This window comes from Erythrobacter sp. W302b (assembly GCF_046452395.1).
Classification (GTDB): domain Bacteria; phylum Pseudomonadota; class Alphaproteobacteria; order Sphingomonadales; family Sphingomonadaceae; genus Erythrobacter.
This window is the reverse complement of sequence record NZ_JBKFDH010000001.1, coordinates 763038-777359: the sequence shown is the minus strand read 5'-3', so window position 1 is coordinate 777359 and position 14322 is coordinate 763038. Positions and strand designations below refer to the sequence as shown.

General features: G+C 66.4%; 9 protein-coding genes. 4 read left to right on the top strand and 5 right to left on the bottom strand.

Annotation, left to right across the window (positions count from 1 at the left end):
* The first annotated feature begins 11 nt into the window (after positions 1-11).
* Together ACLBKT_RS03745 and ACLBKT_RS03740 are read left to right on the top strand one after the other, a co-directional pair.
* Positions 12-1475, top strand: a complete 1464-nt coding sequence (locus tag ACLBKT_RS03745; RefSeq protein WP_410181631.1) for a DUF1800 family protein — start codon at positions 12-14, stop codon at positions 1473-1475.
* A gap of 5 nt (positions 1476-1480) precedes the next feature.
* On the top strand, positions 1481-2647 hold the full coding sequence (locus ACLBKT_RS03740) for a DUF1501 domain-containing protein (RefSeq protein WP_410181630.1): 1167 nt from the start codon (positions 1481-1483) through the stop codon (positions 2645-2647).
* On the opposite strand, the gene ACLBKT_RS03735 is transcribed toward ACLBKT_RS03740, so the two are convergent.
* From ACLBKT_RS03735 to ACLBKT_RS03715, 5 genes are all read right to left on the bottom strand, one after another.
* Positions 2644-5022: a glycoside hydrolase family 3 N-terminal domain-containing protein gene (locus ACLBKT_RS03735; RefSeq protein ID WP_410181629.1), complete on the bottom strand. Its 2379-nt coding sequence runs from the start codon at positions 5020-5022 to the stop codon at positions 2644-2646. The genes ACLBKT_RS03740 and ACLBKT_RS03735 overlap by 4 nt on opposite strands.
* Positions 5023-5115: 93 nt before the next feature.
* Positions 5116-6315, bottom strand: a complete 1200-nt coding sequence (locus tag ACLBKT_RS03730; protein WP_410181628.1) for an MFS transporter — start codon at positions 6313-6315, stop codon at positions 5116-5118.
* Entirely contained in the window at positions 6312-7403 is a 1092-nt protein-coding gene (locus ACLBKT_RS03725; protein ID WP_410181627.1) for a LacI family DNA-binding transcriptional regulator, read from the bottom strand. The genes ACLBKT_RS03730 and ACLBKT_RS03725 overlap by 4 nt, the downstream gene beginning before the upstream one ends.
* Before the next feature lie 22 nt (positions 7404-7425).
* Positions 7426-8403 carry a family 16 glycosylhydrolase gene (locus ACLBKT_RS03720; protein WP_410181626.1) on the bottom strand — a complete coding sequence of 326 codons (978 nt, stop codon included), beginning with the start codon at positions 8401-8403 and terminating at the stop codon, positions 7426-7428.
* Between the two features lie 14 nt (positions 8404-8417).
* Positions 8418-11669 (bottom strand): TonB-dependent receptor, encoded by a 3252-nt coding sequence (locus ACLBKT_RS03715; RefSeq protein WP_410181625.1) that lies wholly within the window; start codon positions 11667-11669, stop codon positions 8418-8420.
* A gap of 251 nt (positions 11670-11920) precedes the next feature.
* Here ACLBKT_RS03715 and ACLBKT_RS03710 point away from each other — a divergent pair, with 251 nt between their 5' ends.
* Both ACLBKT_RS03710 and ACLBKT_RS03705 read left to right on the top strand, forming a co-directional pair.
* A complete protein-coding gene (locus ACLBKT_RS03710) occupies positions 11921-13432 on the top strand; it encodes a tryptophan halogenase family protein (RefSeq protein WP_410181624.1) in 1512 nt (503 codons plus the stop codon).
* Between the two features lie 93 nt (positions 13433-13525).
* Positions 13526-14320, top strand: a complete 795-nt coding sequence (locus ACLBKT_RS03705) for a nucleotidyltransferase family protein (RefSeq protein WP_410181623.1) — start codon at positions 13526-13528, stop codon at positions 14318-14320.
* Positions 14321-14322: the final 2 nt, after the last annotated feature.

Sequence of the window (14322 nt, the reverse complement as noted above, 5' to 3'; positions counted from 1 at the left end):
AAGGCCCGCCGATGAGCCCGGCCAGCATTGCACTCAACCGCTTCGGCTATGGCTTCAGCGCAAAGGACGGCGCGGTGGGCGATCCGCGCGCTTTCCTGCTGCGCCAGTTCGATGCTTTCGATCCCTCGCCCGCCGCCATCGCCGCCCGACTGGACACCCGCGCCAGGACCGGCGAAATGCTCGAACTGCTGCGGCGGCTGCGGCAGGATGCCCGCGCGATGACCGCGATGGAGCAGGCCGGCGCGCCCGCCATGGCCGAGGGGATGACGCGGCAGGAGGCGCGCGCCGCCGCGCTCGATGGCTTGCCGCCCGCATATCGCCAACAGCTGGTCGAGGCGCGCCGCGTGCTCGCCGATGACATCGCGGTGCGCGTGAACACCGCCGTCACCAGCCCCGCCCCCATGGTGGAGCGGCTGGTGCATTTCTGGGCGAACCATTTCAGCATCTCGGTCGGGAAGCCCGGCACCCAGTTCGAGGCTGGCCCGCACGAATTCACCGCGATCCGCCCGCATGTGCTGGGGCGGTTCTCGGATATGCTCAAGGCGGCGGTGCTGCACCCGGCGATGCTGATCTATCTCGATCAGTTCCAGTCGATCGGCCCCAATGCGCCCTTCGCGCAGCGGCGTGCAAAGCGGGGCGGCGATCAGCAGCGTCCGCGCGGGCTCAACGAAAATCTCGCTCGCGAAGTGCTGGAATTGCACACGCTGGGTGTGGACGGCGGCTACACCCAGACCGACGTGACCGAGCTCGCCCGCGCGCTCACGGGGTGGACGGTGCCGGGGATAGGCCGGGTGGGCCGCTTTGCCGAGGATCAGCCAAGCGGCGCGGCGTTTGTCGCGCTGGTGCATGAACCGGGCGCGCGGCAGGTCTTGGGGCGCACCTATCCGGCGGGCGAGGCAAAGCAGGCGCTGGCGATCCTCGACGATCTTGCCACGCATCCCGCCACTGCGCGGCACATCGCAACCAAGTTTGCGCGGCACTTCGCCGGAGACACGCCCCCACCGGCGCTGGTGGCGCGGCTGGAGGCGGATTTCCTGACGTCGGGCGGCGATCTCGCCAGCCTCACCCGCACCCTGATCGCAGCGCCGGAGGCATGGGCGCCCGGCCCGGTCAAGTTCCGCGCCCCGTTCGAATGGCTCATCGCCGCGCTGCGGCTGACCGGCACCACCACCCTCCCCCCGCAGCGGATCGTCGGCGCTTTGACCGAGCTGGGGCAGGTGCCGTGGCGCGCGCCCTCGCCTGCCGGATATGATGATGATGCTGCCAGCTGGGCCGGGCCAGACGCGCTGATCCGCCGGGTGGAACTGGCCGAACGGATCGCGCGCAATGCGCCGCACGATGGCGTGATCCCCCGCGCCGAGGTGGCCTTCCCCGGCGCGCTGGGCGAGACCACGCTCACCCAGTTGAAGCGCGCCGAAAGCGGCCAGCAAGCCCTCGCGCTGCTGCTGGTTTCGCCCGAAATGATGCGGAGATAGACGCCATGACCGCCGGATTTGATCGCCGCTCCTTGCTCGCCGGATCGCTTATCGGAGCAGGCAGCCTCGCCCTGCCCCGCCTCGCCTTTGCCCAAGGCACCGGAAGCCGCAATCTGCTGTTCGTGCTGCTGCGCGGCGCGGCGGACGGAATGGCGGTGCTCGCGCCGGTCGGCGATCCGGGCTTCGCGGCTTTGCGCGGCGCGGCCCTCGCCGATTACGACAGCGCGCCCCGCATTGGCAGCTTCTTCGCGGTGCACCCCGCGATGGCGGAAATCGCCAAGGCGACGACGGCGGGCGAGGCGCTGTTCGTTCACGCTGCGGCCACCGCCTATCGCGCGCGTTCGCACTTCGATGGGCAGAACCTGCTGGAGAGCGGCGGCACCGCGCCCTATGCGACCAAGGACGGCTGGCTCAACCGGCTCGTCGGGCTGATGAACGAGGACGCCCCTGCGCCCCTGCGCGCACTGGCGATTGCCTCTGCCGTGCCGCTGGCGCTGCGCGGCGAAGCGCCGGTATCGAACTACGCGCCCTCCGCCCTGCCGCAAGCGAGCGAGGATCTGCTGGCGCGGGTCAGCCTGCTTTACGGCGCCGATGGCGAGCTTGGCCCGCTGTGGGCGCGCGCCTTGGAGACACGGGCCATGGCGGCGGATGACGGCCTCACAAACCTGCGCGATGCCAGCGCGGCAGGGGAGCTTGCTGCGTCACTCATGCGCGGGGCAGGCGGCGCGCGGTTCGGGATGATCGAGCTCGGCGGGTGGGACACCCACGCCAATCAGCGCGGGGCCTTCGCCCGCTCCGCCCGGCAGCTCGATGCGCTGCTGGCGGCCTATCGCACGGGCATGGACGCGGCTTGGGCGGACACCATGGTGGTGGTCGCCACCGAGTTTGGCCGCACGGCGAGGCTCAACGGCACGGGCGGCACCGATCACGGCACGGCGTCGGCGGCGCTGGTGATGGGCGGCGCGGTGCGCGGCGGACGGGTGATTGCCGACTGGCCGGGCCTCGCAGACGGCCAGCTATACGAAGGCCGCGACCTCGCGCCCACCATCGCGCTGGAAAGCGTGATCGCAGGCGCCGTGGCCGAGCATCTGCGGCTCGATCCCACGCTGGCGATGGCGCGGCTGTTCCCCGGTCGCAGCGCTGCACCGCTCGCGGGGATCATCAACGCCTAGAACGAGCACTCCGCTTCGGCGGCGCCCTCATCCCGCGCGATCTCGCTGATCTGCACCGTGAAAGCCCCCTTCGAGGCGAAGGTCAGATTGCCGCCCGTCGTGCCGAGACACTGCGCGCTCAGCACCATCTCGCGCCAGCCCTTGCCCTCGGCAACCGAGAGGCGCTGGGTAATATCGAGCACCTTGCCGCCCGCCGTCACCGTTACGGCCGCGCCGGGCCGCGTGGTGACCTGATAGGTGATGCGCCAGGCAGCGACGCTGTCCGGCCCGGTCAGGGAGAGCCTGGCGCCCGGCGCAAAGGCGATCTTGCGCGCGTCTTCCTGCGCCTTGCGATCGATGCCGGTTGCCGTGATGCCGTTGCCCGCACCGCGCAGATCGGGGAGCAGTGCATTGTCCGCCACCGCCTGCACCTGCATCCCGAGCTTGCCGTTCGCGAACCACACCGCGCCGGTATCCGCTGAAAGCGCGGCGCAGGTCTCATCGAGCGGAACAAACGGCGCACTCGCCCCGAGATCGAGGCCGTAGCCCAGCGGGAACAGCGCGCCTTTGGGCCCATTCACCGGCGTGCCGTCGCAATGCGCAGGCCAGCTGAACGAGAGCCGCCCGGTGGCAGGCCGTGCGCCGAACAGGACATCGGCCACGCCCGCGCCCTCGCTGCCCGGCAACCAGGCGGCGACGAACGCGTCAGCGGCGTTGAGCTCGCGGTTGACCCACATCGGCCGGCCCGAAAGGAACACGGCCACGGTCGGAATGCCGCGCGCGCGGTAGGACTTGAGCAGCGTCAGGCCTTCTTCGTCGCGGAAGGCGAGATCCTTCCGGTCGCCGACGAATTCGGCATAGGGTTCCTCACCGAAGACGACGATCGCGACATCGGGCTTGCTGGTGGCGTTGCCCTTAGGCGCCAGCACCGCCTCGCCCCCGCCTGCCTTGGCCGCCGCGGCGATGCCCGCATAGATCGAGGTCGCGCCGGGGAAATCGGCCGCGGTCAGATCGCCACCGCCTTGCCATGTCACCGACCAGCCGCCCGCCTGCTGCGGCACATTGTCCGCCGCACGCCCAGCCACCTCGATCCGCGCGCCCGCCTTCAAGGGCAGCACGCCCGCGTTCTTGAGCAGCACCTGCGACTTCGCCACCGCCTCACGCGCAATCGCGCGGTGTTCCGCCGAACCGAGCTTGTCCCACTTGCCGCCCAGTGGACGCGCGGAAGGCTTCACCTCGCCCGCGAAAATGCCGAGCTGCTGCTTCAGCCGCAGCACCCGCAGCACCGCTTCATCGAGCCGCGCCATCGGGATCGTGCCGTCCTTGACCTGCTTCAGCAGCGATGCGTGGAGCGCCTTCCAATCCTCGGGCACCATATAGACATCGAGCCCCGCCAGCAGCGCCTGCGGGCAGTTGCCGTTGGTGCAGCCTTCGACCTGCCCATGGCCGTTCCAGTCGCCCACCACGACACCGCCAAAGCCCAGCGCGCCGCGCAGCTCGCCCGTCAGCAGCGGTGCGTTGCCGTGCATTTTGGTGCCGTTGATCGAGTTGAAGCTCGCCATGACGCTGGCGACCCCAGCCTTGATCGCCGCCGGGTAAGGCGCAGCGTGGATCGCCATCAATTCCTTGAGATCGCCGTTGACGTCGCCCTGATCGACGCCCTGCGCAGTACCGCCGTCGCCGAAGAAGTGCTTGGCAGTGGCAGCGACCTTGCCTTCGCCGAGGAAGCCGGGTTCGCCCGGGCGTCCTTGCAGGCCTTCGACCATCGCCGCGCCCAGCGTGGTGACCAGCGCGGGATTTTCCGAATAGCTTTCGTAGGTGCGGCCCCAGCGGTCATCCCGCGCCACGGCAATCGTCGGCGCGAAGGTCCAGTCGATCCCGGTCACTTCGATCTCGACCGCAGTGGCCGCGCCGATGCGTCGGATCAGGTCCGCATCCCCGGTCGCGCCGAGGGCGATATTGTGCGGAAAAACGGTCGCGCCCACGACATTGGCATGGCCGTGCACAGCGTCGGTCGCCCAGACCGCCGGGATCGCCGGTTCACCCTTGGGCAGCGGGGCGGTGGAGGCGGCCCAGTATTCGTCCGCCAGCTTCAGCCAGTCGGCCGCCGGGGCCTTGTCATTGCCATAGGGACCGGAATTGCCGCCATTGAGGATCGTGCCGAAGCGGTATTTGCGCACATCGGCCGGGGTGATCGAGCCGATGTCCGGCATCACCAGTTGCGCGACCTTGTGCTTGAGGCTCATCCGGGCGAGCAAACCCTCGGCCGTGTTCGCGTCCGCCGATGCGGGCACTGTCTCGCTCGCCGAGCGCACATCCGGCGCCGTGCTGCACCCGGCCAAAAGCGCCGCCAGCGCCGCCCCGCAGGCCAGCGGCCCAAACCCGTTTCGTGCCATGCACTCAGTCCCTCCCAAGACCGCGATTTTCTTTGTGAACGTTATCAATCTATGCCGCCGCTCGCCCGCTTTGGCAAGCATCAAGCGCAGGCATCACCTTCGGCGGGCAAAGCTCGCCAGCAGCGCCGCGCTCCCCAGCGACAGGGCGGCAAACAGCACGAACAGCGCGCCATAACCGAAGCGCGGGACCAGCAACACGGTGAGCCACGGCATCACCATGCCCGGCACCGTGTTGGTGAGGTTGAACACGCCCAGATCGCGCGCGCGGTGCTGCGGGGCGGGCAGGACGCGCAGGGTCTGGCTGGCGTGGAGCGCGAGAAAGATCGCCGCCGCGATTGCGAACAGGACATAGCCCGCAATCGCCAGCGCCAGCGTCTCCGCCGCCGCCATCACCAGCATCCCGCAGGCGCACAGCACCGCGGTCGCCACCAGCGGCTGGATCGGGCGGCCGTGCCGGTCGGACCAGCGCCCCAGCAGCAGCGATATGGGCACTGCGCAGACCAGCACGGCACTGAAGATATTGGCCGCGCCGTTTTCGGGATAATCGGGTGCAAGCGAACGCAACCAGTAAAGCAGGAAGGCGAACATCCCGCCTTCCGCGACCTGCACCAGCAGCCGCGCGGCCCACATGCGCGCGACAACCCTTTGGCGGAAGGGGCGGGGTTCGCGGGTGCGCAGGATGGGTTCCATCAGGGCAGGACGCTCTCGCCCCTTGCCCAGCACCACCGCGGGCAGCACCAGCGCGCTCACCAGCACCGCGACCAGCATCAACCGCGCTTCGGGCGCAACCAGACCCGCATAGGTCACGAGCGATCCCGCCAGCGCGCCCAACGCGGGCGAGAGCGCCAGCGCGCCGCCCAGCACGCCCTTCTGTTCGTCTGGAAAGCAATCGCCTGCCCAGGCCATCAGCGGCGCGAGCATCAGGTTGAGCGCGACCTGCCAGACCATCACGAGCACGATGATGTACGTGACGCTCTGCGCCTTGCCAACGGCGAGCAGCAGCAGGTTGGAGGCGATCAGGCCAACGATGATCCACGGTCGGCGCATACGCGTGTAATCGCTGAGCATACCGACCGCGATATTGGCGAGGCTCGCCATCAGCGCGCCGAGGAAGGTGACCTGCGCCAGTGCGGCGACATCCTCGCTCCCTTGTAGATCGGCGATCCGCTGCGGCAACAGCACTGTCAGCAGCGGGACATAGGCGACCGCCCCGCCCGCCGCCGCCAGCGCAAACAGCGCGAGGAACCAGCCGGGCTGGCGCTGCGGCGGCGGATCGGCTGGGGCGGCGTTCAAGCCCGGCCCGGCGCGTGGGCGTGAGCCTGAGCGGGTGCCTCGACGGGGGGCGGCGCGGTGGAGGATCGTTCGACCAGACCGGCAGCGACTTCGATCACCGCGTCATCATCGCCGTCCGGCCCGCGCGCAATCAACTGTTCGACCGCGCGGCTGACTGTCTCGGCAATCGGTTGATCGACCGCGGTGAGCGGCGGCTGGGAGAAGCGCACGATCGGGGTGTTATCGAAAGAGATGAGCGAAAGGTCGTGCGGCACCGACAGCCCCCGGTCACGTGCGACCTCCAGCGCGGCAAGGGTCATCTGGTCGCTCGATCCGATGATCGCGGTCAGATCGGCGTGGCGATCCAGCAGGGCGCGCGCAGCGCGGGTGCCGGAGGCATAGCCGAAGTCGCCCACTTCGAGCAGTCCGTCATGCGGCAGACCCGCCTCGTCCAGCGCGCGCTTCCAGCCATCGATCCGCCAACCGCTCAGGCTGTATTGCGGAGGTCCCGCAATCATCGCGATGCGCCGGTGGCCGAGCTCGATCAGCCGCGACGTGGCGAGATGCGCTGCGCTTTCATCACCCATGGTCAGCGGGATGCCGGGCCCGGGCGCATTGGAGCCGATGCGGGCAAAGGGAATGTTCCGCTCAGCCAGAAGCTGCGTGATCAGACGGTTTTCCGAGTGCGGCGGGGTGAGGAGCACGCCATCGGGCTGCAAGGCGGACAGCGCCGCGCCCAATTCACGCTCGACGTGATCGGAATGGGTATCGACCAGCTCCACCATCATCCGGTAGCCGTGCTGCGAGCAGGTCAGGATCCCGCCAAGCAGCATCTGGTCGACCCAGTCCGTACCGAGCCGCGCGCGCCAATCGGCCAGCGTGCGTTCCCGGTCATTGATGGCGAGAATGATGTAGGAGCGCGATCCGCTCATCCGCTGGGCGGCGAGGCTGGGGACATAACCCAGCCGGTCAATCGAGGCACGCACCTTGTCGCGCAGCTGTGGTCGCACGTTCGGCCCGCCGTTCACCACCCGGCTTACGGTCTGGAGCGAAACGCCCGCATCCTCCGCGACATCCCTGATCGTGACTGTCTTGCGCACCCGCGCCATTGCCCGTCAAACCTCGTCCCGTTTACCGCATGCACGCGCGTCCCGTCGCCGGATCGCTGGCGCAGCGATAGACCCTGATCCAGTCGATTGCGAATTGCGCGGGAAAGGTATCCGCTGCAAGCCCCTTGGCATTGTTTTCTTCCGACAATCGACCGCCCACGGCAAGGTTGGCCATAACATAGAAGGGTTGATCGAACGGCGCCGCCGGGCGGCCCTTGGCGTTCGCTGCGGCAGTGCTCCACTGTTCGGCCGTGACGGTGAGATGCACCCGGTCATCCACCAGAAAACGGATCAGCCCCTCGCCCCATTCGACGGCATAGACGTGGAAATCATCTGACGGCAGGGCCAGATCGGGCAGCGCATTGCGGTGATCGACAAATTTGTTCTGCGGCGCGAAATCGCCGAAATGGAGCGCGCTGATGGTCCGGTTTTCGCCGCGACCGCCTTCGCATTGCTTGCATTTGGCGCCGATATTGACCGCTTCGAGAATGTCGATTTCGCCCGAGCGCGGCCACGCGCCATAGACGTTGTCTTCCGGCATCATCCATACCGCCGGCCATGTTCCCTGCCCCGGCGGCACCTTGGCGCGCACTTCGATCCGGCCATATTTCCACGCGTGCTGGCCGATCGTGCGAACCTTTCCGGAGGTGTGCGACTGGGTAACGCTCGGGTTGCCATGCTCTGCAATCTCGGGCGGACGCGCGGGGCCGGTGAAGCGCTCCTTGCGCGCCTTCAGCAGCAACATCCCGCCTTCGACCGCGATATTATCCGGCCGGTCAGTGTAGCATTGCCGTTCCGCATTGCCGCCGCCCCAGCACGAGACTTCGGGCGTCCACTTGGAGCGGTCGAGCGCCGTGCCTTCAAACTCGTCGGCCCATACCAGCTCCCAGCCCGCCCCTTCCAGCGGAGCGAGCGCTTGCTTCTCACCCGGGGCCGTCGCCCCCAAAAGCAGCAGGGCCGCTGTCAGCGTCCCCGCCTTCAGCAGCCCTGCGATTGTCATATCGTACTCTCTGATCAGAAGTCGAAGCGGGCGATGAAGGTGTAGCGGCGATCATTGCGGAACACCGCACTGATCGGACGCGTTCCGTCATAGTCGATGACCGTCGACAGCTGGGTGGTCTCGTCGAGCAGGTTCACGCCCTGCACGCCCAGCTTGATGTTGTCGGTCAGGCTGTAAAGGATCGTCCCGTCAAGCTGGCCGCCGGCCTCCTGGAAGATCGGCGCGAAGGGGAAGAGATCGTCCCGCTGCGTCACCAGGAAGGCGCTGCGCCAGTTATAGGCGGCGCGCATCGACAGCGGCCCCTTTTCATAGAACAGCGTGGCGTTGACCGTGTGCTTGGAAATCCCGGCAAGCGGCAGCTGACCGGCGAACGGGCCATTGTTGAGCGGCTGTCCGCTCGAATTGACCGAGGGCGAACCGATGCCCGAGATGTTCGGGTTCGGGAAATCGCTGCCGTCGACGTAGGTGTACGTCACGGCCATCCCGAGTCCGTTCAGCAGTCCGGGCAGGAAGTCATAGGTTTGCTGGTAGGCCAGTTCGAGACCCTTAAGAACACCGGAGAGATCGTTGGCCGGACCATTGATGATCACTTCTTCGGTATCGCCATTGGGCGGGTCGTAATTGACGAGGCCCGTTCCGTTGGTAACGATCCCCTTGATATCCTTGACGAAGAAGGCCGCGCTCAGCTGGCCGAGCTTGCCGAAATACCACTCTGCGCTGAGATCGTAGTTCCAGGATTCGGTCGGCCGCAAATTGCGGTTCCCGGTTGCCACGGAGAGCAGCGGCCCATCCGTCACGCGGCCGCTGAAGCCCAGCACACCGCCTGCGTTGAACAGGTTCAGGTCGGGACGACTGATCCCCTTCGACACTGCACCGCGAACAACGATCCCGCTGCCGTTGTCGTAGCGGACGTTGAGGGCTGGCAGGAAGTGATCGAAGTTGATGTCGCGATCGTCGCGGATGAGGGCGCCGGTGTGCAGGGCCGCAAATTCGGCGAGGCGTGAACCGGTGAGCTGGCAGAAGACCTGCTGCGGCACGCCCGGGCCAGCCCCGCGGCAGGCGGCGGCGATTTCAGCCACCTGCACCGTGCCGTCGCCATTGCCGCCGACCGAGGTTGCATCGAAGCGCGCCGGATCGGGGAAGGCCAGCAGCGAATTGTTGCTGACGTTAGTGCGGACGTAACGCAGGCCGATATTCCCCGCGAGCGAAGCGCCTCCGCCAAAATCGGTACCGAAATCAAGGCGCGCATAGGCGGCCGACGTAATTTCGGTGACATCCGAAACTTCCCCGGGGCAGAACGGACCGCAGGCCACCGTCGTACCATCCAGCAGCACACGGGTGCGGCCATTGACGCCGAGGTTGAAGCGTTCCGGCGACTGACCAAGGGTGCTGATCTGGTCCCACTGCTGATCTGTCACGCCCGACAGATATTCGCCAAGGAAGTCATCCCCGCCATAGAAGAACGCACCGCCGCCCGCGATCGGGGTGCTGGCCTCGCCCCGCTGGAAGTTGTCGGCAAAGGGCGTGCGATAGGCAGATGCATCGGGAACTTCATCGGTGAAGACACCACCCGCGATCGCGAATTCCTGCCCGGGCAGACCGGTGAAGAAGCGGCCCGGCTGGAACCCGCCAGTCGCAGCGCAGCCCGGACCTTCGTTCCACGGTGCACAGCCCGCCCGTCCGGCCCAGGGTGCCGAAAGGTTGCCCCAGGTGCTGAAATTGGTGTTGCGGTTGATACGATCACGCGCCGCCCAGCGACCGCCAACCTCGACCTTGCGGAAGAACCCATCGTCGCTGAGGTCATATTCGAGACTGCCGGCAAGGCTGAACAATTCGCCCTCATTCGCCTCGCGGCTGTCGAGACCGAACCAGTAATAGTTATTGCGCCCGCTGGTGAAGTAATCGGTGGGTGCGCCGACCGGAGCCAGGAACTGGATATCCGGCGTCTTGCCCCGCAGATCGATGGAGATGTCACTCCAGGTGCTCAAAGCGCCGAACACCGCATCGCGGCGCAGGTTCGAGTTGAGGCTCTGCAGCTCGACCTTGCCGCGGAAGCGCTCGGTGAAGTTCATCTTCGCGTCGAACGAGATGTCCTGCGTGACCGAATTGACTTCACGCAGGAAGCGCAGCGAATCCGTGGGGATACCACCGCGGCCGAACGGGTTGGCATAGGCATTGCCGACATTCTGCGTGAGTATGCCGCTGACGAAGTTGCCGTTTGCATCAAATTCGAAATTGGTGCCCGGACGCGGCTGGTTGGTCGACACGCCATCGTCGATCCGGCCAAGCAGCGCATATTCCTCCGTAGCAAAGGTCGTTTCCGAACGCAGGTATTCCAGCGTCATCACCAGATCGCCATCCAGCGTTTCGAACTGACCGATCGCCGAGATCGCCTCGCGATCGCGATCCAGCGTGGTCGAACGCACGTTGGCGAACTGCGGCACGACGACCGAGTTGGCCGGCGGGAAGTTTTCCGGCGTGAAGTTGGGCACATCGCCGAACCCGCCCGAGTTGAGGTTGAAAATGCGCGCACAGCCGCCGGAAAGGTCGGCCGGACGATAGCAGTAATCGACCAGCTGCGAGGCATCGGTCCGGCTCTTCAGCTTCGACTTCGAATAGCTCAGCTGAAGCCCGAAGGTGCCCTGTCCGGTATCGAAGGTGTTCGAGGCAAGGATGTTGTAGGTCGGCGACCATTCTTGCCGCAGATCGCCGTAGTTCGCTTCGATCGATCCAGCGACATGGAAGCCGCGCCGGTCGAGCGGCTTGCGGGTGACGAGGTTGACGAGGCCCGCGATATGGCCTTCGATCTGGTCGGCGGTAATGTTCTTGTAGACTTCGACACGGCCCACAAGTTCGGGCGACACGTCTTCAAAGCTCAGCGCCCGGCCACCATTGGCCGAGAAGATGTCGCGTCCGTTCAGCTGCGAACTGACGAAGGGCAAGCCACGAATGATCACGCCCGTGCCTTCGACCGAGAAGCGCGTGGGGTCAGACGTCTTTTCGAAACGGCCGATGTTGACGCCGGGGATACGCTGGAGCGTTTCCGCCACCGAGCGGTCGGGCAGCGCGCCGATATCTTCCGCCGAGATCACGTCGACCACGGTATCGGCATTGCGCTTGATGTTCTGAGCGGATTGCAGCGAGGCGCGGAAACCGGTGACGATGATATCGCCCACTTCCTCTTCGGAAGCGGGGGCCTCTTGCGCGGCGGCGCCAGCATCTTGCGCCCATGCAGGAGCCGCGGTTGCCGCGGAAATCGCCAGCAAGGATGCGGTCCCAAGTGCGAACGGGCGCCGACGCGGCGCAACACTAGCGGTGGTCATAAGTTTCATCTCTCCCCATGCCGCGCGACAGATTCGTGCCTGACGCTGCGGGCTGCGGCACATTCTTAGCGCATCTTGAGAGCGTTCTCAAGACTTGTAATCTCGCGTTCATATTGCATTCTGGCAACACTTCGCAGGGTGATGTAACGCCCGCTGGAATAGCCCGCAGAGGCGCGATCGGGATTGGGGAAAACGTGGCAATAGAACGGATTATCATCGTCGGCGGTGGAACGGCCGGGTGGATGGCGGCGGCGGCTTTGTCGCGGATCAAGGCCGGGCGGGCTGTGGAAATCACGCTCATCGAATCCGAAGCCATCGGCACGGTCGGCGTTGGCGAGGCAACGATTCCACCCTTTGTGGGCTTCAACGATCTGCTGGGCATCAAGGAAAGCGAGATGCTGGCGGCCGTCGGTGGCACCTTCAAACTGGGTATCCAGTTCGAAAACTGGGGCAATCTGGGCGAAAGCTACATCCACCCCTTCGGCGCCTATGGCTACACGATGGGCGGGGTCAGCTTCCACCATGTCTGGCACCGCATGAACAAGGCGGGAGACAAGCGCCCGATCCAGGTCTTCAATCTGGAAACGATGGCTGCCTATTTCGGCAAGTTCGCCCGGACCGAAGATTACGCGCGCGAAGATCTGCCGCCGGTCAATTACGCCTACCACCTTGATGCGGGCCGTTACGCCGCGTTCCTGCGCCGCTTTGCCGAGGAACGCGGCGTGGTGCGGCAGGAGGGGAAGGTCGCCGATGTCGCGCTCGATGCCGAGAGCGGCTTTGTCACCGGGGTCACGCTCGATGATGGCCGCCAGTTTGCAGGCGACCTGTTCATCGATTGCTCGGGCTTCCGCGGCCTGCTGATCGAGCAGGCGCTGAAAACCGGCTATGACGACTGGAGCCACTACCTGCCCTGCAACCGCGCGGTTGCCCTGCCCTGCCAGCGCGAGGACGGCAGCCCGCCCCCGCCCTTCACCCGCGCCACCGCCCACAGCGCCGGGTGGCAATGGCAGGTGCCGCTCCAGCACCGCAACGGCAACGGTCATGTCTATTGTTCGAGCTACATGGAGGACCAGCAAGCGCTCGACATCCTGCTCGGCAATATCGCGGGCAAGCCGCAGGCCGAACCCAACTGGCTGCGCTTCGTCACCGGGCGGCGCAAGAAGTTCTGGAACAAGAATGTCGTCGCGCTGGGCCTTGCGGCGGGCTTCATGGAGCCGCTCGAATCGACCTCGATCCACCTCATCAACACCGGGATCGACAAGCTGATCTCGCTGCTCTCGCTGGACGGGATCACACAGGTACAGGAGGATACCTTCAACCGGCTGACGGGGCGCGAATATGCCCGCATCCGCGACTTCCTGATCCTGCACTACAACGCCACCCAGCGCACCGATTCCGACTTCTGGAATTACGTCCGCACGATGGACGTCCCGGACACGCTCAAGGAAAAGGTCGAGATTTTCCGGGCCAACGGCCAGATCTTCCGCGAGGAGGACGAATTGTTCACGGAAACCAGCTGGGCGGCGGTGATGATGGGTCAGGGGATCACCATGGGCGGCCACAATGCAATGGCCGACGCGCTCGATCCGGCCACAACCCGCACGGAGGTGGACGAGATGGAACGATCGATCCGCTACCTCGTCCAGCATATGCCGGGGCATGGCGATTATCTGGCGCGCTATTGCCCTGCACCCATCGCAGCGTGACGCGCGGCTAGCGGGCGATTCTTGACAAACGCGGGCGGCGCTTGAAAGGGGAAACGTCGCCCCTCCCCGTTCGCCCCGAGGTTTCGCCCCGCCATGACCCCCGATCCGCACGGCTGGACCGCGCTCGTGCTGGCCGGACAGCGCCCGGGCGTTGACCCGGTGGCCGCGCATTTCGGGCTGGACGCCAAAGCGCTGGTGCCGGTCGCCGGTGAATTGATGCTGGGCCGGGTGCTGATGGCGCTGGCCGACACCCCGCAGGTCGCGCGGATCATCGTGCTGGCGCAAAACACGCTCAGGTTGCGAGCGCACCCCGATCTGGCCTGGGCGGTGGAAGAGCCGCGGATCACGTTTCAGGTTTCAGGCCCCACGATCAGCGGCTCGGTTCTCGCAGCCGTGAATGATCCGGCGATTGGCCTGCCAGTGCTGGTCACCACCGCCGACAATGTGATGCTGACGCCCGCCACCCTTGCCGAATTCATCGCGGGTGCCGGGGCGAGCGACGTCAGCGTGGCGATGGTCGAGCGCGCCCGGTTGGAAGCCGCTGTCGGCCCCAACCGGCGGACGTGGCTGGCCTTCAAGGGCGGCGCCTACACCGGCGCGAACCTGTTCGCCCTGACCGGCCCGGCGGCGCGCAATGCGCTGGCGTTCTGGGAGCGCGTCGAGCAGGATCGCAAATCGGTGCTGCGGCTCGCCTCCCACTTTGGTCCGGTCTTGATGGCCAAACTCCTGCTGCGGCGAATGACCGTCCACCAAGCGCTCGCGGCCGCAGGCGCGAAGCTTGGCGCGAGCGCCGCGCCGGTGCTGCTCAGCGACGGGCGCATGGGTGTCGATGTCGACAAGGTCGAGGATCACGCGCTGGCCGAGCGCTTGCTGGCAGAACGGGGCTGACT

What these genes read in the sequence shown, in the direction of transcription:
- ACLBKT_RS03745 (WP_410181631.1), top strand. Translation starts at nt 12, where the DNA reads ATGAGCCCGGCCAGCATTGCACTCAACCGCTTCGGCTATGGCTTCAGC.
- ACLBKT_RS03740 (WP_410181630.1), top strand. Translation starts at nt 1,481, where the DNA reads ATGACCGCCGGATTTGATCGCCGCTCCTTGCTCGCCGGATCGCTTATC.
- ACLBKT_RS03735 (WP_410181629.1), bottom strand. Translation starts at nt 5,022, where the DNA reads ATGGCACGAAACGGGTTTGGGCCGCTGGCCTGCGGGGCGGCGCTGGCG.
- ACLBKT_RS03725 (WP_410181627.1), bottom strand. Translation starts at nt 7,403, where the DNA reads ATGGCGCGGGTGCGCAAGACAGTCACGATCAGGGATGTCGCGGAGGAT.
- ACLBKT_RS03720 (WP_410181626.1), bottom strand. Translation starts at nt 8,403, where the DNA reads ATGACAATCGCAGGGCTGCTGAAGGCGGGGACGCTGACAGCGGCCCTG.
- ACLBKT_RS03705 (WP_410181623.1), top strand. Translation starts at nt 13,526, where the DNA reads ATGACCCCCGATCCGCACGGCTGGACCGCGCTCGTGCTGGCCGGACAG.